This is a genomic window from Serinicoccus hydrothermalis, from assembly GCF_001685415.1.
Taxonomy (GTDB): Bacteria; Actinomycetota; Actinomycetes; order Actinomycetales; family Dermatophilaceae; genus Ornithinicoccus; species Ornithinicoccus hydrothermalis.
In genome coordinates this window covers 3,157,741-3,182,602 of record NZ_CP014989.1, presented here as the reverse complement: position 1 = coordinate 3,182,602, position 24,862 = coordinate 3,157,741, and the positions used below count along the sequence as shown (strand labels likewise).

Here is a 24,862-nt window from a genome sequence, read left to right as displayed (position 1 = left end):
GCCGTGCGGATGGCTCTGGTCAGGCCTCGGTGGTGGTGCCGCCGGCCGCCTCGATCTTCTCCTTGGCGGAGGCCGAGAACCGGGCGGCGGTCACGTCGAGCTTGACGGAGACCTCGCCGGTGCCCAGGACCTTGACCGGCTGGCCCTTGCGGACCGCGCCCTTGGCCACCAGGTCGGCGGGCCCGACGGTGCCCCCCTCGGGGAAGAGGGAGGCGAGGGTGTCCAGGTTGACCACCTGGTAGCTCACCTTGAACGGGTTCGTGAACCCGCGCAGCTTCGGGAGCCGCATGTGCATCGGGGTCTGTCCACCCTCGAAGGTCTCGGGCACCTGGTAGCGGGCCTTGGTGCCCTTGGTGCCGCGACCCGCGGTCTTGCCCTTGGACGCCTCGCCGCGACCCACGCGGGTCTTGGCGGTCTTCGCCCCGGGGGCCGGACGCAGGTGGTGGACCTTGAGCGCGGCCGCCTCGCGGCGGGCGGTGCTGTCGGCCATATCAGTCAACCTCCTCCACGGTCACCAGGTGGGCGACCGTGCGGACCATGCCCCGGAACTCCGGGCGGTCCTCCTTGACGACGGTGTCACCGATCCGCTTCAGGCCCAGGCTCCGGACGGTCTCCCGGTGCATGTGCTTCGTGCCGACGGTGGACTTGATCTGGGTCACCTTGAGCTTGCTCATCAGGCACCTGCCTTCGCCTCGGCGGCAGCCTCGGCGCGCGCCCGGAGCATCGCGTGCGGGGCGACGTCCTCGAGGGACTTGCCCCGACGGGCCGCGACCGACTCCGGCTGCTCCAGGCCCTGCAGGGCCGCCACGGTGGCGTGGACGATGTTGATGGAGTTGCTCGACCCGAGCGACTTGCTGAGCACGTCGTGGATGCCGGCGCACTCGAGCACGGCGCGCACCGGGCCACCGGCGATGACACCGGTACCGGGGCTCGCCGGCTTCAGCATGACGACGCCCGCGGCGTCCTCGCCCTGGATGGGGTGCGGGATGGTGCCGGCGATGCGGGGCACGCGGAAGAAGTTCTTCTTGGCCTCCTCCACGCCCTTGGAGATCGCCGCGGGCACCTCCTTGGCCTTGCCGTAGCCGACGCCGACGGTGCCGTCGCCGTCACCCACCACGACGAGCGCGGTGAAGCTGAAGCGGCGGCCGCCCTTGACGACCTTGGCCACGCGGTTGATGGTGACGACGCGCTCCAGGTACTGGTTGCGGTCGTCGTCACGCCCGCCACGGCCACCACGGCCGTCACGGTTGTCTCGGTTGTTGTCGCGGCCGCCCCGACGGTTGTCGCGGGCGTCACCGGAGGCAGAGCTGCCACCGGAGCCGCGGCGCTGGAAGTCACCAGCCATAGGAAGGTTCCTCTTTCCTTGCTTGTCTGTCGGGGTCTGTCAGAGCGACAGGCCGCCCTCGCGGGCGCCCTCCGCGATCGCGGCCACCCGGCCGGCGTAACGGCTGCCACCACGGTCGAAGACCGCGGCGTCGACGCCGGCCGCCTTCGCGCGCTCGGCGAGCAGCTCGCCGACCCGCTTGGCCTTGGCGGTCTTGTCGCCCTCCGCGGAGCGCAGGTCTGCCTCCATGGTCGAGGCGGACGCGAGCGTCGCGCTGCGGGTGTCGTCCACCAGCTGCACGAAGACGTGCCGCGAGGAGCGGTTGACCACGATGCGGGGCCGCTGCGCGGTCCCGGTGACCTTCTTGCGCAGCCGCGTGTGGCGGCGGCCCCGCGCGGCGTTCTTGCTCTTGGCGCGCTTGACGATCTGTGCCATGGCTTACTTACCAGCCTTTCCGACCTTGCGGCGGATGCGCTCACCCTCGTAGCGCACGCCCTTGCCCTTGTAGGGGTCGGGGCGGCGCAGCTTGCGGATGTTCGCGGCGACCTCGCCGACCTGCTGCTTGTCGATGCCCGTGACCGAGAACCGGGTGGGGTTCTCGACCTGGAAGGTGATGCCCTCCGGGGCCGTGATGAGGATGGGGTGGCTGTAGCCGAGCGCGAACTCCAGGTCGCTGCCCCGGGCCACCACGCGGTATCCCGTGCCGTGGATCTCCAGCTTCTTGGTGTAGCCGTTGGTCACACCCTCCACCATGTTGGCGATGAGGCTGCGGGTCAGGCCGTGCCGGGACCGCGAGTCACGCTCGTCGTCCGGGCGGGTCACCTCGATGCTGCCGTCCTCGCCGGCGGCGACGGAGATGGGCTCGACCACGTCGAGCGCGAGCTGACCCTTGGGGCCCTTGACCGTGACGGTCGAGCCCTCGATGGCCACGTCCACCCCGGAGGGCACGGTGACGGGGAGTCGTCCGATTCGAGACATTGTTCTCTGCTCCTTACCTTCTGCTCCGGGTCACCAGACGTAGGCGAGCACTTCGCCGCCGACGCCCTTCTCGGCCGCCTGGCGGTCGGTGAGCAGGCCCGAGGACGTGGAGATGATCGCCACGCCCAGGCCGCCCAGCACGCGGGGCAGGTTGGTGGACTTCGCGTAGACGCGCAGGCCCGGCTTGGACACGCGTCGCACACCGGCGATGGAGCGCTCCCGGTTGGGTCCGTACTTGAGGTCGATGATCAGCGTGCTGCCCACCTCGGCCTCCGCAGAGGACCAGGAGGCGATGTACCCCTCGGCCTTGAGGATCTCGGCGATGGTGGCCTTCAGCTTCGAGAACGGCATGGAGACCTGGTCCTTGTGCGCCGAGTTGGCGTTCCGGATCCGGGTCAGCATGTCCGCGATCGGGTCGGTCATGGTCATGGGCTTCGTGCCCTTTCTCATCGCGGTTTCCCCCGGGTGTCCCGGGCGACCTTCGATGTTCCAGGTGGTGGTTTCTCAGGTGCAGGTGGTGCGGTATGCCGTCGGCCGGGGCGGGTGCCCCGCCGTCACCAGCTCGACTTGGTCACGCCGGGGAGCTCGCCCCGGTGCGCCATCTCGCGCAGGCAGATACGGCACAGGCCGAACTTGCGGTAGACCGAGTGCGGGCGGCCACACCGCTGGCAGCGGGTGTAGGCGCGCACCTTGAACTTCGGCTTGCGGTTGGCCTTGTTGATCAGCGCGGTCTTGGCCATCAGTTCTCCTTGAACGGGAAGCCCAGGTGCTTGAGCAGCGCCCGACCCTCGTCGTCGGTCTTGGCGGTGGTCACGACCGTGATGTCCATGCCGCGGACGCGGTCGATCTTGTCCTGGTCGATCTCGTGGAACATGGACTGCTCGTTGAGGCCGAAGGTGTAGTTGCCGTTGCCGTCGAACTGGCGCGGCGACAGGCCGCGGAAGTCGCGGATGCGCGGCAGCGCCAGCGCCAGCAGCCGGTCGAGGAACTCCCACATGCGGTCGCCACGCAGCGTCACGTGGGCGCCGATCGGCATACCCTCGCGCAGCTTGAACTGGGCGATCGACTTGCGGGCCTTGGTGACCGACGGCTTCTGACCGGTGATCGTGGCCAGGTCGCGGATCGCGCCCTCGATGAGCTTGCTGTCCCGGGCCGCCTCGCCCACGCCCATGTTGACCGTGATCTTGACCAGGCCGGGGACCTGCATCGGGTTGGCGTAGCCGAACTGCTCGGACATGGCCGGCACGATGTCCTCGCGGTAGCGGCTCCGGAGCCGCGGCGCGGGGGCAGCGCCCGCCGGGGTCTGCTCGGTCTCGTTGTCGGTGATCGTGTCAGTCATGCTCACAGGTCCTTACCCGAGCGCACCGCGACGCGGGTGCGCACCGTCTTCTCGCGGCCATCCCGGTCGACCGTCTCGACGCGCGTCCTGATCCGGGTCGGCTTCTTGGTCTCCGGGTCGACCACCATCACGTTGGACACGTGGATGGGGGCCTCCTGGACCTGGATGCCACCGGTGTTGACGCCGCGCTGCCCACCGGCACGGGTGTGCTTGGTGATGCGGTTGACGCCCTCGACGAGGACGCGGTCGGTCTCGGTGTGCACGGCGATGACGCGGCCCTGCAGGCCCTTGTCCTTGCCGGCGATGACCTGCACCAGGTCGTTCTTCTTGATCTTCATCTTCGCCATGTCCTCAGATCACCTCCGGCGCGAGCGAGACGATCCGCATGAATCGCTTGTCGCGCAGCTCGCGGCCCACCGGGCCGAAGATGCGGGTACCGCGGGGGTCACCGTCGTTCTTGAGGATGACCGCGGCGTTCTCGTCGAAACGGATGTAGCTGCCGTCGGGGCGACGGCGCTCCTTGCGGGTGCGCACGATGACCGCCTTGACGACGTCGCCCTTCTTGACGTTGCCGCCGGGGATGGCGTCCTTGACGGTGGCCACGATGGTGTCCCCGATGCCTGCGTAGCGGCGCCCGGAGCCACCGAGCACACGGATGCACAGAAGCTCCTTGGCACCGGTGTTGTCGGCGACGCGCAGTCGCGACTCCTGCTGGATCACTGTTCGTTCTCCTACTGCCGGCTGGTTCTCACGCGGTATGCCGTGAGCCTGGCCAGACGTCGTGGTGTGGGGTGTGCACCGGGGGGCGTGAGCCCCCCGGGGGTGTTCTTACTTGGCCTTCTCCAGGATCTCGACCAGACGCCAGCGCTTGGTGGCTGACAGCGGTCGGGTCTCCATGATGAGGACGCGGTCGCCGACGCCGGCGGTGTTGTCCTCGTCGTGCGCCTTGACCTTGTTGGTCGTGCGCAGGACCTTGCCGTAGAGGCCGTGCTTGACGCGGTCCTCGACCTGGACGACGACCGTCTTGTCCATCTTGTCGCTGACGACGTAGCCCTGGCGAACCTTGCGGTAGTTGCGGTCGCCGCCGTGCCCGAGCGAGCTCTCGCTCGGCTCGTGGGCCTCGACACCCTCAGCGGTGGCGTCGGCCTGGGTCTGGGTGCTCTCGCTCATGCTCAGCCCACCTTCTCGTTCTCGTCGGACTCACGGCCGATGCCGAGCTCGCGCTCGCGCATCTCGGTGTAGATGCGGGCGATGTCCTTGCGGACCGCCCGCAGCCGGCCGTGGCTCTCCAGCTGCCCGGTGGCGGACTGGAAGCGCAGGTTGAACAGCTCCTTCTTGGCCTCGGCCAGAGCGTCGGCCAGGGGGCCGTCCTCCAGGCCGCGCAGCTGCTCGGGGGTCAGGTTGTCAGAACCGACAGCCATCAGATGTCACCACCCTCACGGGAGACGAAACGGGTCTTCATGGGCAGCTTGTGCATCGCCAGACGCAACGCCTCGCGGGCGACGTCCTCGGACACACCGGACAGCTCGAACATCACGCGGCCCGGCTTGACGTTGGCCACCCACCACTCGGGCGAGCCCTTGCCGGAACCCATGCGGGTCTCGGCGGGCTTCTTGGTCAGCGGACGGTCGGGGTAGATGTTGATCCACACCTTTCCGCCTCGCTTGATGTAGCGGGTCATGGCGATACGAGCGGACTCGATCTGCCGGTTGGTGACGTAGGCCGGCGCGAGCGCCTGGATGCCGTAGTCACCGAACGCGAGCTGCGTGCCGCCCTTGGCCATGCCGGAGCGGCCGGGGTGGTGCTGCTTGCGGTGCTTGACGCGACGGGGGATCAACATCAGGACTGCCCTCCCTCGGAGGTCGCGGTGGTGGCCGCGGCCGACTCGGTCTGGGGGGCGGACTCCGACGAGGAGGCGGCGGAGGTGATCTCCGCAGCGCTGCTCGCCTCGTCGCGGCGCGGGGCGCGGCCACGGCGCTCGCCGCCGCCGCCGGCACCACCACGGCCGCCACGCCCGCCGCGACGGTCACCGCGACCGCTGGGGGCCTGGGCCTCCTCGCGCGCGAGCTCCTTGGCGGTCAGGTCGCCCTTGTAGATCCAGACCTTGACGCCGATCCGGCCGAAGGTCGTCTTGGCCTCGTAGAGGCCGTAGTCGATGTTCGCGCGCAGCGTGTGCAGCGGCACCCGCCCCTCGCGGTAGAACTCCGAGCGGGACATCTCGGCGCCGCCGAGGCGGCCCGAGCACTGGATCCGGATGCCCTTGGCACCGGCCCGCAGCGCCGACTGCATACCCTTGCGCATCGCGCGACGGAAGGTCACGCGGGCGGCGAGCTGCTCGGCGATGCCCTGGGCGACGAGCTGGGCATCCACCTCGGGGTTCTTGACCTCGAGGATGTTGAGCTGCACCTGCTTGCCGGTCAGCTTCTCCAGCGCGCCGCGCAGGCGGTCGGCCTCGGCGCCGCGGCGACCGATGACGATCCCCGGGCGGGCGGTGTGGATGTCCACGCGGACGCGGTCCCGGGTGCGCTCGATCTCGACCTTGGAGATGCCGGCCCGGTCCATGCCGGTCGACAGCAGCTCACGGATCGCGACGTCTTCCTTCACGTAGTCGCGGTAGCGCTGACCCTCCTTGGTGGAGTCGGCGAACCAGCGGCTGCGGTGGTCGGTCGTGATGCCCAGGCGGTAGCCGTTCGGGTTGATCTTCTGCCCCATCAGCGGGCACCTCCCTTGGTCTGCTCGGCGACAACCACGGTGATGTGGCTGGTGCGCTTGTTGATCCGGCTCGCGCGGCCCTGGGCCCGCGGACGGAAACGCTTCATGGTCGGGCCCTCGTCGACGTAGGCGGAGGCCACGACGAGGCGGGCCTCGTCGATGCCCGAGCCCGCGTTGTCCGCGGCGTGACGGGCGTTGGCGACCGCGCTGTTCAGGACCTTGAGCACCGGCTCGCTGGCGCTCTGCGGCGCGAACCGCATCAGGGCCTGGGCCTCCGGGACGCTCTTGCCCCGGATCAGGTCGACGACACGGCGCGCCTTCATCGGCGTCACGCGGACGAACCGCGCCTGCGCCTTGGCTTCCATGACGAATCCTTCTTCCGTGCTGTTCGTGGTGGTCGTCATCGCCGGCGACCCTTCCTGTCGTCCTTCTCGTGACCCTTGAACGTGCGGGTCGGAGCGAACTCACCGAGCTTGTGGCCGACCATCGACTCGGTCACGAAGACCGGGACGTGCTTGCGGCCGTCGTGGACCGCGAGGGTGTGGCCGAGCATGTCGGGGGTGATCATCGACCGGCGGGACCAGGTCTTGATGACGTTCTTGGTTCCGGCCTCGTTCTGCGCGTCCACCTTCTTGGTGAGGTGGTCGTCGACGAACGGGCCCTTCTTCAGGCTGCGAGGCATTCTTCGGACTGCTCCTAAACTCAGCGCTTCTTGCCGGTCCGGCGACGACGCACGATCATCTTGTCGCTGGGCTTGTTGGGCTTGCGGGTACGACCCTCGGGCTGGCCCCACGGGCTGACCGGGTGACGGCCACCGGAGGTCCGGCCCTCTCCACCACCGTGCGGGTGGTCCACCGGGTTCATGACGACACCGCGGACGGTCGGGCGCTTGCCCTTCCACCGCATGCGGCCGGCCTTGCCCCAGCTGATGTTGCTCTGCTCGGCGTTGCCGACCTCGCCGATCGTCGCGCGGCAGCGCGCGTCGACGTTGCGGATCTCGCCGGAGGGCATCCGGAGCTGGGCCATCGCGCCCTCCTTGGCGACCAGCTGGACGCGGGCGCCGGCGGAGCGGGCGATCTTGGCCCCGCCACCGGGCCGCAGCTCGATGGCGTGGATGACCGTACCGACCGGGATGTTGCGCAGCGGCAGGTTGTTGCCGGGCTTGATGTCCGCGGACGGGCCGTTCTCGACCAGGTCGCCCTGCTTGAGCCGGTTCGGCGCGATGATGTAGCGCTTCTCGCCGTCGGTGTAGTGCAGCAGCGCGATCCGGGCGGTGCGGTTCGGGTCGTACTCGATGTGCGCGACCTTGGCGTTGACGCCGTCCTTGTCCGCCCGGCGGAAGTCGATGACGCGGTATGCCCGCTTGTGGCCGCCACCGATGTGCCGGGTCGTGATGCGACCCGAGGTGTTGCGACCGCCCGTCTTGGCGAGCGGCTTGACCAGCGACTTCTCCGGCGTGGAGCGGGTCACCTCGACGAAGTCCGCCACGCTCGAGCCACGGCGGCCCGGCGTCGTCGGCTTGTACTTGCGAATAGCCATTCTCGAAAGTCCTCTAGCTTCGTATCTATCCCGGCGCCGCTCAGAGCGTGCCGAAGATGTCGATGGAGCCCTCACGGAGCGTGACGATGGCCCGCTTCGTGTCCTTGCGCCGCCCCATGCCGAAGCGGGTGCGACGGGCCTTGCCCTGGCGGTTCATCGTGTGGACCGAGGAGACCTTGACGTCGAAGATCGACTCGACGGCCTTCTTGATCTCCGACTTGTTCGCGCGCGGGTCGACCAGGAAGGTGTACTTGCCCTGGTCGAGCAGCGCGTACGACTTCTCGGACACGACCGGCGAGAGCAGGATGTCCCGCGGGTCCTTCTGGATGCTGGATGCAGTGCTCACTCGGTCTCCTCGGCAGTCGCGGCGCGCACGCCGGAGATGAAGGTGTCCAGGGCGGCCTGGGTGAAGACCACGTCGTCGGCGCACAGCACGTCGTAGGTGTTGAGCTGGTCGACGAAGAGCACGTGGACCTCGGCCATGTTGCGCACGCTGCGCAGACCGGTCTCGTCCGCGCGGTCCAGGACCACGAGGAAGTTCGGACGCTCCGACAGCGCCTGCAGCGCGGTGCGCGCGGTCTTGGTGGAGGGGGTCTCCCCCTCGACCAGCGCGGACAGGACGTGGATGCGGCCGTGCCGGGCCCGGTCGGACAGGGCACCGCGCAGGGCGGCGGCCTTCATCTTCTTGGGCGTCTTCTGGGCGTAGCTGCGCGGCTGCGGACCGTGGACGGTGCCACCGCCGGCGAACTGCGGCGCACGGGTCGAGCCCTGGCGCGCGCGGCCGGTGCCCTTCTGACGGTAGGGCTTGCGGCCACCGCCGCGGACGGCGCCGCGGGTCTTGGTGGCGTGGGTGCCCTGGCGGGCCGCGGCCAGCTGGGCCACGACGACCTGGTGGATCAGCGGCACGTTGGTCTGCACGTCGAAGAGCTCGGCGGGCAGGTCAACGGTGCCGGCGTCACCGCCTGCGGGCTTGGTGATGGTGATGGTGGTCATAGCTGGTTCACGCACCCTTCGCGGCCGTGCGCACGAGGACGACGCCGCCGCGGGGGCCGGGGACGGCACCCTTGATGAGCAGCAGGCCCTTGTCCGCGTCCACGGCGTGGACGGTCAGGTTCGAGGTGGTCTGGCGCTCGCCGCCCATGCGGCCGGCCATGCGCAGGCCCTTGAAGACGCGGCCCGGGGTGGCGCAGCCACCGATGGAGCCCGGCTTGCGGTGGTTGCGGTGCGCACCGTGGGAGGCGCCGACACCGGAGAACCCGTGGCGCTTCATGACGCCGGCGAAGCCCTTGCCCTTGGTGGTGCCGGTGACGTCGACCTTCTGGCCGCCCTCGAAGGCCTCGGCGGTGATCTCCTGGCCGAGCTCGTAGTCGGCGGCGTCGGCGGTGCGCAGCTCGGCGACGTGACGGCGCGGGGTGACACCCGCCTTGGCGAAGTGCCCCTTGAGCGGCTGGGTCACCTTGCGCGGGTCGATCGCACCGAAGGCGATCTGGACCGCGTCGTAGCCGTCGGTCTCGGCGTTGCGCACCTGGGTGACGACGGCCGGACCGGCCTTGATGACCGTGACCGGGACGAGACGGTTCTCGGCGTCCCAGACCTGGGTCATGCCGAGCTTCTCACCGAGGACGCCCTTGAGGGTGCGCGTCGTGGTCGATGCAGTGGTTGCAGTAGTCATCGTGGTCACACTCACAGCTTGATCTCGATGTTGACGTCCGCCGGGAGGTCGAGACGCATCAAGGAGTCGACCGCCTTTGGGGTGGGGTCGACGATGTCGATCAGCCGCTTGTGGGTACGCATCTCGAAGTGCTCGCGGCTGTCCTTGTACTTGTGCGGCGACCGGATGACGCAGAAGACGTTCTTCTCCGTCGGGAGCGGCACCGGGCCGACCACCGTGGCGCCAGCACGGGTCACCGTGTCAACGATCTTGCGCGCCGAGCTGTCGATGACCTCGTGGTCGTACGACTTCAGCCGGATGCGGATCTTCTGTCCCGCCATCGCTTGTCTGACTCTCTCTCGTCGTCCATCTGGAACATTCAGGGTCCGGCCGCTGCCGAGCACCTCACCGACCCCCGCGGTCGGGCGTGTCGCGCCTCCCGCGGACGCGCCCCACTGATCTGTCGATCCTTCGTGGGCGGTGTCCGTGCCCGACGTCGTGCCGCCGGGGCTTGCGCTGCCGCCGCCCGCACCGCTCGCGGTGCGTGCTGGACGGCCGGCGACGCACACATGGGTGTGCACCGCGCGTCAAGCAACCTGTCTAGTGTGCCATGAAGCGCCGCGGCACCTCAAATCGGTGCCCCGCCCCCTCAGGACCCGGCCGGCGCCCCGGTCAGCAGGTCGTGCAGGGCAGTGCGGTCCCACCCGAGCCGCACCTGCGGGTTCGCCCACAGATGGTCCACGACCTCCTCGGTCGACATCCCGTGCGCCTCGGCCCACCCCCGCGCCATGGTCCTCAGGTATGCCCCCACCGGGGGGTTCGCGGGAAGGTCGCCCGGGCGGTCGGCAGTGAAGGTGAGGACCGGGCGGCCCTCCCTCTCGCCGACGTGGTGCAGCGTCTCGTAGCGGCCCGGGCCGTGGGCGTGCCGCCCGGTGCCCAGCACGGTGGCGAGCTCGAGGGCCTCCCCCGGCGCCCGGTGCATCTCCTGGGCGGCGACGTCGGCGAACTGCTCCTCGGTGATGAGGTAGGCGCGGGCGAGGACGCGGTCCTCGGGTGCTGCCGCGTCGGGGTCGTAGAACGCGACCCCGCCGCCCCACGTGAGGGACTCCCCCGCGAAGCGGAGGGAGCCGGGCAGGCTCAGGGCGGCGTCGGCGAGCGGCGCCGCCGCGTCCCGTGCACCGACGTAGGTGCGGCGGGCGCCGTCGGGACGACCGCCCTGCAGGTAGCGCAGGAGCCGGTCGCGGTGCATGTTCGAGCCGTACGCGGCGTACCAGAGGAGCACGGGGACGACGGTACGTGACGGCGCGCCCGCCGGTGCGCGCGCTCAGCTGTGGGCGCGCTCCACCCGCTCCTGCGCGTCCGGCACCCCGTCGTGGTCCAGGTCGTCGAAGTCGATGTCGGAGACGTCGAACTCGCCGGCCGCTGGGTCGTTGAAGACCTCGACGTCCATCTCGCCCTCGCTCTTGGCGACGGCGGTGCTGACCATCGCGTCCCCGGTGACGTTGACGGCGGTGCGGATCATGTCCATGAGCCGGTCGACGCCGATGATGATCGCGATGCCCTCGACCGGCAGCCCGACCTGGTTGAGCACCATGGTCAGCATGATGAGGCCCACCCCGGGCACGCCCGCCGTGCCGATCGAGGCGAGGACGGCCATGCCGATGACGGTGAGGTAGCCACCGAGCCCCAGGTCGATGCCGTAGACGTTGGCGATGAAGACGGTCGCGACGCCCTGCATGATGGCGGTCCCGTCCATGTTGATCGTCGCGCCGAAGGGGACGGTGAAGGACGCCACACCCCGGTCGACCCCCATCCGCTGGTTCACCGCGCGCATCGTCACCGGGATGGTCGCGTTGGACGAGGCGGTCGAGAAGGCGAAGAGCTGCACGGCCCGCATCTTGCGCAGGAACATCATCGGGCTGAGCCGGGTGAAGAGCCAGAAGAGGACCAGGATCGTGACGAAGAGGTGGAAGAAGAGCGCACCCACGAGCGTCACGACGTAGGAGGCCAGCGGCACGAAGAGGTCGTAGCCCTCCCGGGCGAAGGCCCGGGCCAGCAGGGCGAAGACGCCGATCGGCGCGAACATCATGACGATGGTGACGACCTTCATCATCAGCTCGTTCATGTACTCGCAGGCCCTGAGGAAGCCCTCCGAGCGCTCCCCCAGCATGAGCGCCGCGATGCCGACGATGATGACGTAGAAGATGATCTGCAGCATGTCGCCCTCGGCGAAGGCCGCGATGGGGTTGCCGGGGATGATCGAGGCCAGGGTCTGCCAGAAGGTCTCGTCGGTGGCGGCGCCCTCCATCCCGCTGGTGTCCACCCCGGACATGTCGAAGCCCCTGCCGGGGCCGATGAGCAGGGCCAGCAGGATCGCCGTGGTGATGGCGAGGGCGGTCGTGCCGACGTAGAGCGCGAAGGCCTTGCCGCCGACCCGGCCGAGCAGCTTGATGTCCCCGATGCCGGCGACGCCCGTGATGAGCGAGAAGACGACCAGCGGCACGACGAGCATCTGCAGCAGCCGGACGAAGCCGTCCGCGACCAGGCTGAGGATGCCCTCGATGACGTGGTCGGTGACCCAGCCGATGTCGGCGACGGTGTTGAGCAGGCTGCCCACGACGGCCCCGGCGACCAACGCGATCGTGATCTGCGTGGTGAGCGACATCCGCTTCCTGGACGGCTTCTGCGGTGCCTGCGACTCGGTCGTCGATGCCATGGTGAGACCCTTTGCCCTCGCGCCACCCTCCCCGCGAGCGGTGGATCGGCCCAACCTAGCGGTGGGGGTGCCGCGGCGGCAAGCACCCGCGCTGCACGTGCCCGGGGCCCCCTGGACGCACGAGACCCCCGTCACCGGATCGGTGACGGGGGTCCGCTGCCGTGAGGCGGAGGGTCAGATGCTCACTTGAGGATCTTGGTGACCCGACCGGCGCCGACGGTGCGGCCGCCCTCACGGATGTTGAACATGAGGCCCTCCTCCATGGCGATCGGCTGGATCAGCTCGACCTTCATGTCGGTGTTGTCGCCGGGCATGACCATCTCGGTGCCCTCGGGCAGGTGCACGACACCGGTGACGTCCGTGGTCCGGAAGTAGAACTGCGGACGGTAGTTGTCGTAGAACGGCGTGTGCCGGCCACCCTCGTCCTTGGACAGGATGTACGCCTGCGCCTCGAACTCGGTGTGCGGGGTGATCGAGCCCGGCTTGACGATGACCTGGCCGCGCTCGACGTCCTCGCGCTTGGTGCCACGCAGCAGCAGGCCGACGTTCTCGCCCGCACGGCCCTCGTCGAGCAGCTTGCGGAACATCTCGATGCCGGTGACGGTGGTCTTCGAGGACTGCTCGCGGATACCCACGATCTCGATCTCCTCGTTGACCTTGAGGATGCCGCGCTCGATACGACCGGTGACGACGGTGCCACGACCGGTGATCGTGAAGACGTCCTCGACGGGCATCATGAACGGCTTGTCCAGGTCGCGCTCCGGCTCCGGGATGTACTCGTCCACGGAGTCCATGAGCTCGAGGATGGTGTTGGCCCACTCCTCGTCGCCCTCCAGCGCCTTGAGCGCGGAGACCTTGACGACCGGCAGGTCGTCGCCCGGGAACTCGTAGGAGGACAGCAGCTCGCGGACCTCCATCTCGACGAGCTCCATGATCTCCTCGTCGTCGACCATGTCGGCCTTGTTGAGGGCCACGACGATGTAGGGGACGCCGACCTGGCGGGCCAGGAGGACGTGCTCCTTCGTCTGCGGCATCGGGCCGTCGGTGGCGGCGACCACGAGGATCGCGCCGTCCATCTGGGCCGCGCCGGTGATCATGTTCTTGACGTAGTCGGCGTGACCGGGGCAGTCGACGTGCGCGTAGTGGCGCTTCTCCGTCTGGTACTCGATGTGCGCGATCGAGATCGTGATCCCGCGCTGCTTCTCCTCGGGCGCCTTGTCGATGGAGTCGAAGGGCGAGGCCTGGTTCAACTCCGGGTACTTGTCGTGCAGCACCTTGGAGATGGCAGCCGTGAGGGTGGTCTTGCCGTGGTCGATGTGACCGATGGTGCCGATGTTGACGTGCGGCTTGCTCCGCTCGAACTTGGCCTTCGCCACTTTCGTGTCCTCCTGTTGGACTCGGGATGTGCAGTCGTCACCGGCTCGGTGCCGGGGGCGACGTCTGGGATGGGTGTTGCTCGGTCCATCACTCCGCGGACGGAGTGAACGGGCTCACTCGCCGCGGACCTTCTTGATGATCTCCTCGGCGACGTTCTTGGGAACCTCGGCGTAGGAGTCGAACTGCATCGTGTAGTTGGCACGACCCTGGGTCCGGGACCTGAGGTCACCAACGTACCCGAACATCTCGGACAGCGGGACCACGGCCTTGACGACCTTGGCACCGGAGATGTCCTCCATGGACTGGATCTGGCCACGGCGGGAGTTGAGGTCGCCGATGACGTCCCCCATGTAGTCCTCCGGGGTCCGGACCTCGACGGCCATCATCGGCTCGAGCAGCACCGGGTTGGCGCGGCGGGCGGCCTCCTTGAAGGCCATCGAGCCGGCGATCTTGAACGCCATCTCCGAGGAGTCGACGTCGTGGTAGGCGCCGTCCAGCAGGGTGGCCTTGATGCCCACGACCGGGTAGCCGGCCTGGATGCCGACCTGCATGGCGTCCTGGATGCCCTGGTCGACCGAGGGGATGTACTCCTTGGGCACGCGGCCACCGGTCACCGAGTTGGCGAACTCGTAGAGCTCGCCCTCGGCGGTGTCCATCGGCTCGAAGGTCAGCTGGACCTTGGCGAACTGGCCCGACCCACCGGTCTGCTTCTTGTGGGTGTAGTCGTACTTCTCCACGGCCTTCTTGATGGTCTCGCGGTAGGCGACCTGCGGGGCGCCGACGTTGGCCTCGACCTTGAACTCGCGCTTCATGCGGTCGACGAAGACGTCCAGGTGGAGCTCACCCATACCGCCGATGACGGTCTGACCGGTCTCCTCGTCCAGCCGGACGGTGAAGGTCGGGTCCTCCTGGACCAGCTTCTGGATCGCGGTGGACAGCTTCTCCTGGTCGCCCTTGGTCTTGGGCTCGATGGCCACGTGGATGACCGGCTCGGGGAAGCTCATCGACTCCAGCACGATGTGCTGGTTCATGTCCGAGAGCGTGTCACCGGTCGTGGTGTCCTTGAGGCCGATCATCGCGTAGATGTGGCCCGCGGACGCCGTCCCGACCGGGTTCTCCTTGTTGGAGTGCATCTGGAACAGCTTCCCGATGCGCTCCTTCTTGCCCTTGGTCGCGTTGTAGACCGGCTGGCCCGCGTCGATCTTGCCCGAGTAGACGCGGACGTAGGTCAGCGTGCCGAAGAACGGGTGCGTCGCCACCTTGAACGCCAGGCCCGAGAAGGGCTCGGTGGAGTCCGGACGGCGGGTCAGCTCGACGGTCTCGTCGCTCGGGTCGTGGCCGATCATCGGCGGCACGTCCAGCGGCGAGGGCAGGTAGGAGATGACCGCGTCCAGCATCGGCTGGACACCCTTGTTCTTGAAGGCCGAGCCGCAGAGCACGGGGTAGGCCTGGGAGTTGACGGTCATCTCGCGGATGCCGGAGACCAGCTCCTCCTCGGTGAGCTCGCCCTCCTCGAGGTACTTCTCCATGAGCTCGTCGGTGGCCTCGGCGACCTGCTCGACCAGCGTCTCGCGGTACTCCTCGGCCTTGGCCTGGAGGTCCGCCGGGATGTCCTCGACGACGTAGTCCTCACCCTTGGCGACCTCGCCGCGCCAGGTCAGGGCCCGCATCTTGATGAGGTCGACGACACCGATGAAGTCGCTCTCGCTGCCGATGGGCAGCTGGACGACCAGCGGGGTCGCACCGAGGCGGTCCTTGATGGTCTGCACGGTGAAGTAGAAGTCCGCACCGAGCTTGTCCATCTTGTTGACGAAGCAGATGCGGGGGACGTCGTACTTGTCCGCCTGCCGCCACACCGTCTCGGACTGCGGCTCGACGCCCTCCTTGCCGTCGAAGACGGCGACGGCACCGTCGAGCACGCGCAGGGACCGCTCCACCTCGACGGTGAAGTCGACGTGCCCCGGGGTGTCGATGATGTTGATCTGGTTGTCTTTCCAGAACGTCGTCGTCGCGGCGGAGGTGATCGTGATGCCACGCTCCTGCTCCTGCTCCATCCAGTCCATCGTGGAGGCGCCGTCGTGCGTCTCCCCGATCTTGTAGTTGATGCCGGTGTAGAACAGGATCCGCTCGGTGGTCGTCGTCTTGCCGGCATCGATGTGCGCCATGATGCCGATGTTGCGGACCTTGTTGAGGTCCGTGAGGACGTCGAGTGCCACAGTCTCTCTTCTCTGGTCGGGTCTTCGTCAGTACGGGTGAACCGCGGGCTCTACCAGCGGTAGTGGGCGAACGCCTTGTTGGCGTCGGCCATCTTGTGCGTGTCCTCGCGACGCTTGACCGCGGCGCCCAGGCCGTTGCTCGCGTCGAGGATCTCGTTCATGAGCCGCTCGGTCATCGTCTTCTCACGACGCTGCCGGGAGTAGCCGACGAGCCAGCGGAGGGCCAGCGTGGTGCTGCGGCCCGGCTTGACCTCGATCGGGACCTGGTAGGTCGCGCCACCGACGCGGCGCGACTTGACCTCCAGCGCGGGCTTGACGTTGTCCAGCGCGCGCTTGAGCGTCTGCACCGGGTCGGTGCCGGTCTTGGCGCGGCAGCCCTCGAGGGCGCCGTAGACGATGCGCTCGGCGGTCGCCTTCTTGCCGTCCAGCAGGATCTTGTTGACCAGCTGGGTCACCAGCGTCGAGCCGTAGACGGGGTCGTTGATGAGGGGGCGCTTCGGAGCGGGGCCCTTACGAGGCATTACTTCTTCTCCTTCTTCGCGCCGTAGCGGGAGCGGGCCTGGTTGCGGCCACGCACGCCCTGGGTGTCCAGGGACCCGCGGATGATCTTGTAGCGGACACCGGGCAGGTCCTTCACCCGGCCGCCGCGGACGAGCACGATGGAGTGCTCCTGGAGGTTGTGACCGACACCCGGGATGTAGGCCGTGACCTCGACGCCGCTGGTGAGGCGCACGCGGGCGACCTTGCGCAGGGCGGAGTTCGGCTTCTTCGGGGTGGTCGTGTAGACACGGGTGCAGACGCCGCGGCGCTGCGGGTTGCCCTTGAGGGCCGGGGAGTTGGTCTTCTTGACCTTGTCCTGCCGGCCCTTGCGGACAAGCTGGTTGATCGTAGGCACTGATTCTCCGTCAGTCGATGTTGGTCCTCGTGCTCCGCACGGACGTGCTGTCCCTGCGGGTCACGCTCCTTGGGTTGGGCCTGCCCTCGACACCCGAGGTCGGGCGTGTCGGACACGCTGCTCTCCCCTGCACTTCCCGTCCGGCCCACCGCGGAGCACGCGCGTGCGACGTGGGGGGGCCGGGCGGACTGCCCGGCGAGAGGTATTGCGGGCGCGAACACCCGCGCGTGCGCGGGGCCTAGCCCACACACGACTCTCCAGACTACCGGCCGCGCGGCACACGGACAAATCCCGGGAACCGCCACGGGCGGGTATGCCGGTGCTCGGCATACCCGCCCGTGCGCGCTGGCGCGACCGCGAGGGGTGCGTCAGTAACGCGGCTCGTCCATGGGGACGTCGTCGAGGCGGACCGCCTCGCCGCTCCCCTGGCCGAAGGTGCCGGCGTAGTCGAAGTCCTCGTAGTCGGGGACGGCGTACGCGGCGGCCTTGGCCTCCTCGGTCGGCTCCACCGTGAGGTTGCGGTAGCGCGTCAGGCCGGTCCCCGCGGGGATCAGCTTGCCGAGGATGACGTTCTCCTTGAGGCCCAGCAGCGGGTCGCTCTTGGCCTCCATGGCGGCCTCGGTGAGGACGCGCGTGGTCTCCTGGAAGGAGGCCGCGGAGAGCCAGGAGTCGGTCGCCAGCGAGGCCTTGGTGATGCCCATGAGCTCGGGACGACCCGAGGCCGGGCGACCGCCCTCGGAGACGACCCGCCGGTTCTCGGTCTCGAACCGGCCACGCTCGGCGAGGGTGCCCGGCAGCAGCTCGGTGTCGCCGGCCTCGATGATCGTGACGCGGCGCAGCATCTGCCGCACGATGACCTCGATGTGCTTGTCGTGGATCGACACACCCTGCTGGCGGTAGACGCCCTGCACCTGGTCGACCAGGTGCTGCTGGGTGGCACGGGGGCCGAGGATGCGCAGCACCTGCTTGGGGTCGATCGCGCCGACCACGAGCTGGGTGCCGACCTGGACGTGCTCGCCGTCCGAGACCAGCAGGCGCGCGCGCTTGCTGACCGGGTAGGCGTGCTCGTCGCTGCCGTCGTCCGGGGTGAGCAGCAGCCGACGCGTCTTGTCGGTGTCCTCGACCTCGATGCGACCGGTCGCCTCGGCGATCGGGGCGACCGCCTTGGGCGTGCGGGCCTCGAAGAGCTCGACCACACGGGGCAGACCCTGCGTGATGTCGTCACCGGCCACACCACCGGTGTGGAAGGTCCGCATCGTCAGCTGGGTGCCGGGCTCACCGATGGACTGCGCCGCGATGATGCCGACGGCCTCGCCGATGTCGACCAGCTTGCCGGTGGCCAGGGAGCGCCCGTAGCACTTGGCGCAGGTCCCGACCAGGGACTCGCAGGTGAGCACCGAGCGGACCTTGACCTCCTCGACGCCGGCGGCCACGAGCTTGTCGATGACCACGTCGCCGAGGTCGATCCCGGCCTGCGCCAGCACCTCCCCGTCGACCTCCACGTCGGAGGCGAGGGTCCGGGCGTACACCGCGGTCTCGACGTCGTCGTGCTCGCGCAGACCACCCTCGGCCTTGGCCTGGGCGATCGGCATGACGAAGCCGCGGTCGGTGCCGCAGTCGTCCTCGCGGATGATGACGTCCTGGCTGACGTCGACCAGACGCCGCGTGAGGTAGCCCGAGTCGGCGGTCCGCAGCGCGGTGTCCGCCAGACCCTTCCGGGCGCCGTGGGTGGAGATGAAGAACTCCAGCACCGACAGGCCCTCGCGGAAGTTGGACTTGATCGGACGCGGGATGATCTCGCCCTTCGGGTTGGCCATGAGGCCACGCATACCGGCGATCTGCCGCAGCTGGAACCAGTTGCCTCGCGCACCCGAGGTGACCATCCGGTAGATGGTGTTGTCCTTGGGCATCGAGGTCTCGAGCTCCTTGGCGACCTCGTTGGTCGCCTGGGTCCAGATCTCGATGAGCTCCTGACGGCGCTCGTCGTCGGTGATCAGACCACGCTCGTACTGCAGCTGGACCTTGGCGGCCTTCTCCTCGTAGGAGGAGAGGATCTCGGTCTTGCGCTCCGGCGTCTGCACGTCGGAGACCGCCACCGTGGTGCCCGAGCGGGTCGCCCAGTGGTAGCCCGCGTCCTTGAGCGAGTCCAGGCTGGCCGCCACCTGCACCTTGGTGTAGCGCTCGGCGAGGTCGTTGACGATCGCCGAGAGCCGCTTCTTGTCCACCACGTCGTCGACGTAGGCGTAGTTCGGCGGCAGGGCGTCGTTGAACAGCGCCCGGCCCAGCGTCGTCTCCAGGACGAAGGTGTCGACGACACCGTCCTCGGTGACCTGCGCGTCCTCGGGGAGCTCGAAGCCCTCCGGGGTCGCGGTCTGGTTGAGGCGCAGCCGGATCGGGCTGCCCAGCTCGATCTGCCCGGCGTCGAAGGCCATGCGGGCCTCGGCGACGGAGCCGAAGCTGCGCAGGTGCCGGTTGCCGTCCTCGTCGACCAGGTATGCCGATCCGGCCTCGCCCCGGCTGCTCTCCGAGGTGAGGTGGAACAGGCCGATGATCATGTCCTGGGTGGGCATGGTCACCGGACGGCCGTCGGCCGGCTTGAGGATGTTGTTGGAGCTGAGCATGAGGATCCGGGCCTCGGCCTGGGCCTCCGCGGACAGCGGCACGTGGACCGCCATCTGGTCACCGTCGAAGTCGGCGTTGAAGGCGGTGCAGACCAGCGGGTGGATCTGGATCGCCTTGCCCTCGACCAGCTGCGGCTCGAAGGCCTGGATGCCCAGACGGTGCAGCGTGGGGGCGCGGTTGAGCAGCACGGGGTGGTCGGTGATGACCTCCTCGAGCACGTCCCACACGACGCTGCGGCCACGCTCGACCATCCGCTTGGCGGACTTGATGTTCTGCGCGTGGTCCAGGTCGACCAGCCGCTTCATGACGAACGGCTTGAACAGCTCCAGCGCCATCTGCTTGGGCAGGCCGCACTGGTGGAGGCGCAGCTGCGGGCCGACGACGATGACCGAACGGCCGGAGTAGTCGACGCGCTTGCCGAGCAGGTTCTGCCGGAACCGGCCCTGCTTGCCCTTGAGCATGTCGGACAGCGACTTCAGCGGCCGGTTGCCCGGGCCGGTGACCGCGCGGCCACGACGACCGTTGTCGAAGAGGCTGTCGACGGCCTCCTGGAGCATGCGCTTCTCGTTGTTGACGATGATCTCCGGCGCGCCCAGGTCCAGCAGCCGCTTGAGGCGGTTGTTGCGGTTGATGACGCGGCGGTAGAGGTCGTTGAGGTCCGAGGTCGCGAAGCGGCCACCGTCGAGCTGCACCATCGGGCGCAGGTCCGGCGGGATGACCGGGACGCAGTCGAGCACCATGCCGGCCGGCTCGTTCTTCGTCTGCAGGAAGCTGGTGACGACCTTGAGTCGCTTGATGGCACGGGTCTTGCGCTGGCCCTTGCCGGTGGCGATGGTCTCGCGCAGCGACTCGGCCTCGGCGTCGAGGTCGAAGCTCTCCAGCCGCTTCTGCAGCGCGGCGGCGCCCATCCCACCCTCGAAGTACATGCCGAAGCGGTCACGCATCTCGCGGTAGAGGATCTCGTCGCCCTCGAGGTCCTGGACCTTGAGGTTCTTGAACCGGTCCCAGACCTGCTCCAGACGCTCGACCTGGGCGTCGGCCCGGCGGCGGATCTGGTTCATCTCCCGCTCGGCGCCGTCCTTGACCTTGCGCTTGGCGTCGGACTTGGCGCCCTCGGCCTCGAGCTCGGCGAGGTCGCTCTCGAGCTTCTTGGCGCGGGTCTCCACGTCGGAGTCGCGACGGTTCTCCAGCGCCTTCTTCTCGGTCTGGATCTGCGCCTCGAGGCTGGGCAGGTCCTGGTGGCGACCCTCCTCGTCGACCGAGGTGATCATGTAGGCCGCGAAGTAGATGACCTTCTCCAGGTCCTTCGGCGCCAGGTCGAGCAGGTAGCCCAGACGCGACGGCACACCCTTGAAGTACCAGATGTGGGTGACCGGCGCGGCGAGCTCGATGTGGCCCATCCGCTCGCGGCGGACGCCCGCACGGGTCACCTCGACGCCGCAGCGCTCACAGATGATGCCCTTGAAGCGGACCCGCTTGTACTTGCCGCAGTAGCACTCCCAGTCCCGGGTCGGGCCGAAGATCTTCTCGCAGAAGAGGCCGTCCTTCTCGGGCTTGAGGGTGCGGTAGTTGATGGTCTCCGGCTTCTTGACCTCGCCGTGGGACCAGGTGCGGATGTCTTCGGCCGTGGCCAGGCCGATCCGCAGCTCGTCGAAGAAGTTGACGTCTAGCACTTCGTGCTTCCTTCTCTCGTATGCAGAAATCTCACGTTCAATGGGTGGGTCGCCGGGCGTGGCGGTCGGGCTGCGCCCGGCGACCTCGACACTCCGCGGAACCAAGCTCGCTTCGCTCGCGGTTCCCCGGTCAGACTTCTTCGACCGAGCTGGGCTCGCGGCGGCTCAGGTCGATGCCGAGCTCCTCGGCGGCCCGGAAGACCTCGGTGTCGGACTCGCGCAGGTCGATCTGGCTGCCGTCGGAGGAGAGGACCTCGACGTTCAGGCAGAGCGACTGCATCTCCTTGATGAGCACCTTGAAGGACTCGGGGATGCCCGGCTCGGGGACGTTGTCGCCCTTGACGATCGACTCGTAGACCTTCACCCGTCCGGTGACGTCGTCGGACTTGATCGTCAGCAGCTCCTGCAGGGCGTAGGCGGCGCCGTAGGCCTCCAGGGCCCAGACCTCCATCTCGCCGAAGCGCTGGCCACCGAACTGCGCCTTCCCGCCCAGCGGCTGCTGGGTGATCATCGAGTACGGCCCGGTGCTGCGGGCGTGGATCTTGTCGTCCACGAGGTGGTGCAGCTTGAGGACGTACATGTAGCCCACCGAGATCTCGTCCGGGAAGGGCTCGCCGGAGCGGCCGTCGAAGAGCTTCGTCTTGCCGCTGGAGTCGATGAGGCGCTGACCGTCGCGGGTCGGCGTCGTCGAGTCGAGCAGACCGGCGATCTCCTCCTCGCGGGCACCGTCGAAGACCGGGCTGGCCACGCGGGTGCGGGGCTCGGCGCTGCGGGCGTCGTCGGGGATGAGCTCGGCCCACTCCGGCTGGCCCTCGATGTCCCAGCCCTGCGCCGCGGCCCAGCCGAGGTGCAGCTCCAGGATCTGACCGATGTTCATGCGGCCCGGCACACCCAGCGGGTTGAGCACGACGTCGACCGGCGTGCCGTCCTCCAGGAAGGGCATGTCCTCGACCGGGAGGATCTTGGAGATGACGCCCTTGTTGCCGTGCCGGCCGGCGAGCTTGTCGCCGTCGGTGATCTTGCGCTTGTTGGCGACGTAGACGCGCACCAGCTGGTTGACGCCCGGGGGCAGCTCGTCGCCCTCCTCGCGGTCGAAGACCTTGACGCCGATGACCGTGCCGGTCTCGCCGTGCGGCACCTTCATCGAGGTGTCGCGGACCTCGCGCGCCTTCTCGCCGAAGATGGCGCGCAGCAGGCGCTCCTCCGGGGTCAGCTCGGTCTCACCCTTGGGCGTGACCTTGCCGACGAGCAGGTCGCCGTCGCGGACCTCGGCACCGATGCGGATGATGCCGCGCTCATCGAGGTCGGCCAGCACGTCGTCGGAGACGTTCGGGATGTCCCGGGTGATCTCCTCCGGGCCCAGCTTGGTGTCGCGGGCGTCGATCTCGTGCTCCTCGATGTGGATCGAGGAGAGGACGTCGTCCTGCACCAGACGCTGGGAGAGGATGATCGCGTCCTCGTAGTTGTAGCCCTCCCACGGCATGAACGCCACGAGCAGGTTGCGACCCAGCGCCATCTCGCCGCCGTCGGTCGCCGGACCGTCGGCCAGGAGCTGACCGGCCTCCACGTGGTCGCCCGCGTCGACCCGGACCTGCTGGTTGTAGCAGTTGCCCTGGTTGGAGCGGGTGAACTTGTTGATCCGGTAGGACTGGTAGGTCCCGTCGTCGTTCGCGACGGTCACCAGGTCCGCGGAGACCTCCTGGACCGCACCCGCCTTGGCGGCGCGCACGACGTCACCGGAGTCGAGGGCGGCGCGGTGCTCCATACCGGTGCCCACCAGCGGGGCCTCGGCCCGGACCAGCGGCACGGCCTGACGCTGCATGTTGGCGCCCATGAGCGCACGGTTGGCGTCGTCGTGCTCGAGGAACGGGATCATCGCGGTCGCGGCGGAGACCATCTGGCGCGCCGAGACGTCCATGTAGTCCACGTCCGAGGCGGGCACGTCCACGGCCTCGCCCTCACGGGCACGAACCAGCACCCGCTCGTCGAGGAAGGTGCCGTCGTCGTCCAGCTTGGCGTTGGCCTGGGCGATGACGAAACGGTCCTCCTCGCCGGCCGACAGGTAGTCGACGACGTCGGTGACCTTGCCGTCCTTGACCCGCCGGTAGGGGGTCTCGACGAAGCCGAAGGGGTTGATCCGGCCGTAGGAGGCCAGCGAGCCGATGAGACCGATGTTGGGACCCTCGGGGGTCTCGATCGGGCACATGCGGCCGTAGTGGCTGGGGTGCACGTCGCGCACCTCCATGCCGGCCCGGTCACGGGACAGACCACCCGGGCCCAGGGCCGACAGACGCCGCTTGTGCGTCAGCCCGGACAGCGGGTTGTTCTGGTCCATGAACTGGCTCAGCTGGCTGGTCCCGAAGAACTCCTTGATGGAGGCGACGACCGGCCGGATGTTGATGAGGGTCTGCGGCGTGATCGCCTCGACGTCCTGGGTGGTCATCCGCTCGCGCACGACGCGCTCCATCCGGGACAGGCCGGTCCGCACCTGGTTCTGGATGAGCTCGCCGACGCTGCGCAGCCGGCGGTTGCCGAAGTGGTCGATGTCGTCGACCTCGGCCGGCACGTCGCCGGTCGGGCTCGTCACCGACTCCTCGCCAGCGTGCAGAGCGACGAGGTACTTGATCGTGGCGACGATGTCGTCGATGCCCAGCACGGACTCCGACAGCGGCGCCTGCAGCCCCAGCTTCTTGTTGATCTTGTAGCGGCCGACCTTGGCGAGGTCGTAGCGCTTGGGGTTGAAGTAGAGGTTGTTGAGCAGCGCCTCCGCGGCGTCGCGGGTCGGCGGCTCGCCCGGCCGCAGCTTGCGGTAGATGTCGAGCAGCGCCTCGTCCTGGTTGGTGGTGTTGTCCTTCTCCAGGGTGAGGCGGATCGACTCGTAGTCGCCGAACTCCTCGAGGATCTGGTCGTTGGTCCAGCCCAGCGCCTTGAGCAGCACCGTGACGCTCTGCTTGCGCTTGCGGTCGACGCGCACGCCGACCTGGTCGCGCTTGTCGACCTCGAACTCGAGCCACGCGCCACGGCTGGGGATGACCTTGGCGGAGTAGACGTCCTTATCGGAGGTCTTGTCCAGGCTGCGCTCGAAGTAGACGCCCGGGCTGCGCACGAGCTGGGAGACGACGACGCGCTCGGTGCCGTTGACGATGAAGGTGCCGCGCGGCGTCATGAGCGGGAAGTCGCCCATGAAGACCGTCTGGCTCTTGATCTCACCGGTCGAGTTGTTGATGAACTCGGCGGTGACGAAGAGCGGGGCGGAGTAGGTCATGTCCTTCTCCTGGCACTCCTCGACGGAGTACTTCTGCTCCTCGAACCGGTGGTCCCGGAAGCTCAGGGACATGGAGCCGGAGAAGTCCTCGATCGGCGAGATCTCCTCGAAGATCTCCTCCAGACCGGAGGTGGTGGGGATGTCGTCGCGCCCCTCGGCCTGGGCAGCGGCGACCCGCGCCTGCCAGGCCTCGTTGCCGAGCAGCCAGTCGAAGCTGTCGGTCTGGAGGGCGAGAAGGTCCGGGACCTCGAGGGGCTCCCGGATCTTCGCAAAGCTCAGCCGGCCGGAGGGCGTCTGAGCGGTGGACACAGTCTTCTTCGCAGTGCGCGAGGCAGCCAAGGATGGTCCTTCCACGGGCCTAAATGTGTGCGGCGGTCACGCGTCGCCATCTCTGCTCGGGACGCAGCACGAAGTGAAGGTGTCAGTCGCACCGACGGACCGGCCGGAGCGCGCACCGATCTCTTCGGCGGGATCGAGGGCAGATGAAGGGCAGCGCAAAGGACTACGTTACACGCTCCTCCCCCAGGAGTCCAACTCGGGCGCCCACAGAACGCT

The 24,862-nt window shown here is 68.5% G+C and carries 29 protein-coding genes; all 29 read right to left on the bottom strand.

Features of this window, described 5'->3' with window-relative positions; genetic code table 11:
• Positions 1-19: 19 nt before the first annotated feature.
• A complete protein-coding gene (rplO, locus tag SGUI_RS14905; RefSeq protein ID WP_066641586.1) occupies positions 20-490 on the bottom strand; it encodes a 50S ribosomal protein L15 in 471 nt (156 codons plus the stop codon).
• Position 491: 1 nt separating this feature from the next.
• The gene (gene rpmD / locus SGUI_RS14900; protein WP_066641584.1) at positions 492-674 is read right to left on the bottom strand and encodes a 50S ribosomal protein L30; all 183 of its coding nucleotides are present in this window, start codon (positions 672-674) and stop codon (positions 492-494) included.
• Positions 674-1,345 carry a 30S ribosomal protein S5 gene (gene rpsE, locus SGUI_RS14895; RefSeq protein WP_066641582.1) on the bottom strand — a complete coding sequence of 224 codons (672 nt, stop codon included), beginning with the start codon at positions 1,343-1,345 and terminating at the stop codon, positions 674-676. The genes rpmD and rpsE overlap by 1 nt, the downstream gene beginning before the upstream one ends.
• 39 nt (positions 1,346-1,384) lie before the next feature.
• Positions 1,385-1,759, bottom strand: a complete 375-nt coding sequence (gene rplR / locus SGUI_RS14890) for a 50S ribosomal protein L18 (RefSeq protein ID WP_066641580.1) — start codon at positions 1,757-1,759, stop codon at positions 1,385-1,387.
• A gap of 3 nt (positions 1,760-1,762) precedes the next feature.
• Positions 1,763-2,302 (bottom strand): 50S ribosomal protein L6, encoded by a 540-nt coding sequence (rplF, locus tag SGUI_RS14885; RefSeq protein WP_066641578.1) that lies wholly within the window; start codon positions 2,300-2,302, stop codon positions 1,763-1,765.
• A 30-nt stretch (positions 2,303-2,332) separates the two neighbouring features.
• Complete coding sequence (rpsH, locus tag SGUI_RS14880; RefSeq protein WP_066641576.1) at positions 2,333-2,731, bottom strand: 30S ribosomal protein S8; 399 nt, start codon at positions 2,729-2,731, stop codon at positions 2,333-2,335.
• Positions 2,732-2,856: 125 nt separating this feature from the next.
• Positions 2,857-3,042, bottom strand: coding sequence for a type Z 30S ribosomal protein S14 (locus SGUI_RS14875; protein WP_009483068.1), 186 nt, complete (start codon positions 3,040-3,042; stop codon positions 2,857-2,859).
• The gene (rplE, locus tag SGUI_RS14870) at positions 3,042-3,641 is read right to left on the bottom strand and encodes a 50S ribosomal protein L5 (protein WP_066641574.1); all 600 of its coding nucleotides are present in this window, start codon (positions 3,639-3,641) and stop codon (positions 3,042-3,044) included. The genes SGUI_RS14875 and rplE overlap by 1 nt, the downstream gene beginning before the upstream one ends.
• Positions 3,642-3,643: 2 nt before the next feature.
• A complete protein-coding gene (rplX, locus tag SGUI_RS14865; protein WP_066641573.1) occupies positions 3,644-3,988 on the bottom strand; it encodes a 50S ribosomal protein L24 in 345 nt (114 codons plus the stop codon).
• 4 nt (positions 3,989-3,992) lie between these two features.
• The gene (gene rplN, locus SGUI_RS14860; protein ID WP_010148661.1) at positions 3,993-4,361 is read right to left on the bottom strand and encodes a 50S ribosomal protein L14; all 369 of its coding nucleotides are present in this window, start codon (positions 4,359-4,361) and stop codon (positions 3,993-3,995) included.
• A 108-nt stretch (positions 4,362-4,469) separates the two neighbouring features.
• Complete coding sequence (gene rpsQ, locus SGUI_RS14855) at positions 4,470-4,811, bottom strand: 30S ribosomal protein S17 (protein WP_066641572.1); 342 nt, start codon at positions 4,809-4,811, stop codon at positions 4,470-4,472.
• A 2-nt stretch (positions 4,812-4,813) separates the two neighbouring features.
• Complete coding sequence (gene rpmC, locus SGUI_RS14850; protein ID WP_066641571.1) at positions 4,814-5,062, bottom strand: 50S ribosomal protein L29; 249 nt, start codon at positions 5,060-5,062, stop codon at positions 4,814-4,816.
• A complete protein-coding gene (rplP, locus tag SGUI_RS14845) occupies positions 5,062-5,481 on the bottom strand; it encodes a 50S ribosomal protein L16 (protein WP_066641570.1) in 420 nt (139 codons plus the stop codon). Before rplP ends, rpmC begins: the two co-directional genes overlap by 1 nt.
• Positions 5,481-6,353: a 30S ribosomal protein S3 gene (gene rpsC / locus SGUI_RS14840; RefSeq protein WP_066641569.1), complete on the bottom strand. Its 873-nt coding sequence runs from the start codon at positions 6,351-6,353 to the stop codon at positions 5,481-5,483. Before rpsC ends, rplP begins: the two co-directional genes overlap by 1 nt.
• A complete protein-coding gene (gene rplV, locus SGUI_RS14835; RefSeq protein WP_066641565.1) occupies positions 6,353-6,718 on the bottom strand; it encodes a 50S ribosomal protein L22 in 366 nt (121 codons plus the stop codon). The genes rpsC and rplV overlap by 1 nt, the downstream gene beginning before the upstream one ends.
• Positions 6,719-6,753: 35 nt before the next feature.
• Positions 6,754-7,035 carry a 30S ribosomal protein S19 gene (gene rpsS / locus SGUI_RS14830; RefSeq protein ID WP_010148667.1) on the bottom strand — a complete coding sequence of 94 codons (282 nt, stop codon included), beginning with the start codon at positions 7,033-7,035 and terminating at the stop codon, positions 6,754-6,756.
• Positions 7,036-7,055: 20 nt separating this feature from the next.
• Positions 7,056-7,892 carry a 50S ribosomal protein L2 gene (rplB, locus tag SGUI_RS14825; RefSeq protein ID WP_066641562.1) on the bottom strand — a complete coding sequence of 279 codons (837 nt, stop codon included), beginning with the start codon at positions 7,890-7,892 and terminating at the stop codon, positions 7,056-7,058.
• A gap of 40 nt (positions 7,893-7,932) precedes the next feature.
• Positions 7,933-8,238: a 50S ribosomal protein L23 gene (gene rplW / locus SGUI_RS14820; protein WP_066641560.1), complete on the bottom strand. Its 306-nt coding sequence runs from the start codon at positions 8,236-8,238 to the stop codon at positions 7,933-7,935.
• Complete coding sequence (rplD, locus tag SGUI_RS14815) at positions 8,235-8,885, bottom strand: 50S ribosomal protein L4 (protein WP_066641558.1); 651 nt, start codon at positions 8,883-8,885, stop codon at positions 8,235-8,237. Before rplD ends, rplW begins: the two co-directional genes overlap by 4 nt.
• Before the next feature lie 7 nt (positions 8,886-8,892).
• The gene (gene rplC / locus SGUI_RS14810; protein ID WP_066643483.1) at positions 8,893-9,564 is read right to left on the bottom strand and encodes a 50S ribosomal protein L3; all 672 of its coding nucleotides are present in this window, start codon (positions 9,562-9,564) and stop codon (positions 8,893-8,895) included.
• A gap of 11 nt (positions 9,565-9,575) precedes the next feature.
• Entirely contained in the window at positions 9,576-9,884 is a 309-nt protein-coding gene (gene rpsJ, locus SGUI_RS14805; RefSeq protein WP_006946210.1) for a 30S ribosomal protein S10, read from the bottom strand.
• Between the two features lie 308 nt (positions 9,885-10,192).
• Positions 10,193-10,825: a histone deacetylase gene (locus SGUI_RS14800; RefSeq protein ID WP_157621870.1), complete on the bottom strand. Its 633-nt coding sequence runs from the start codon at positions 10,823-10,825 to the stop codon at positions 10,193-10,195.
• Between the two features lie 42 nt (positions 10,826-10,867).
• Positions 10,868-12,259 (bottom strand): dicarboxylate/amino acid:cation symporter, encoded by a 1,392-nt coding sequence (locus SGUI_RS14795; protein ID WP_066641556.1) that lies wholly within the window; start codon positions 12,257-12,259, stop codon positions 10,868-10,870.
• Between the two features lie 182 nt (positions 12,260-12,441).
• Positions 12,442-13,635 (bottom strand): elongation factor Tu, encoded by a 1,194-nt coding sequence (tuf, locus tag SGUI_RS14790; RefSeq protein WP_066641554.1) that lies wholly within the window; start codon positions 13,633-13,635, stop codon positions 12,442-12,444.
• Between the two features lie 114 nt (positions 13,636-13,749).
• Positions 13,750-15,852 carry an elongation factor G gene (fusA, locus tag SGUI_RS14785; RefSeq protein ID WP_066641552.1) on the bottom strand — a complete coding sequence of 701 codons (2,103 nt, stop codon included), beginning with the start codon at positions 15,850-15,852 and terminating at the stop codon, positions 13,750-13,752.
• Positions 15,853-15,902: 50 nt separating this feature from the next.
• Entirely contained in the window at positions 15,903-16,373 is a 471-nt protein-coding gene (gene rpsG / locus SGUI_RS14780) for a 30S ribosomal protein S7 (protein ID WP_058890627.1), read from the bottom strand.
• Complete coding sequence (gene rpsL, locus SGUI_RS14775; RefSeq protein WP_022925287.1) at positions 16,373-16,747, bottom strand: 30S ribosomal protein S12; 375 nt, start codon at positions 16,745-16,747, stop codon at positions 16,373-16,375. Before rpsL ends, rpsG begins: the two co-directional genes overlap by 1 nt.
• A gap of 368 nt (positions 16,748-17,115) precedes the next feature.
• Positions 17,116-21,042: a DNA-directed RNA polymerase subunit beta' gene (locus SGUI_RS14770; protein WP_066641550.1), complete on the bottom strand. Its 3,927-nt coding sequence runs from the start codon at positions 21,040-21,042 to the stop codon at positions 17,116-17,118.
• 130 nt (positions 21,043-21,172) lie between these two features.
• On the bottom strand, positions 21,173-24,646 hold the full coding sequence (gene rpoB, locus SGUI_RS14765) for a DNA-directed RNA polymerase subunit beta (protein WP_066641548.1): 3,474 nt from the start codon (positions 24,644-24,646) through the stop codon (positions 21,173-21,175).
• Positions 24,647-24,862 lie beyond the last annotated feature (216 nt).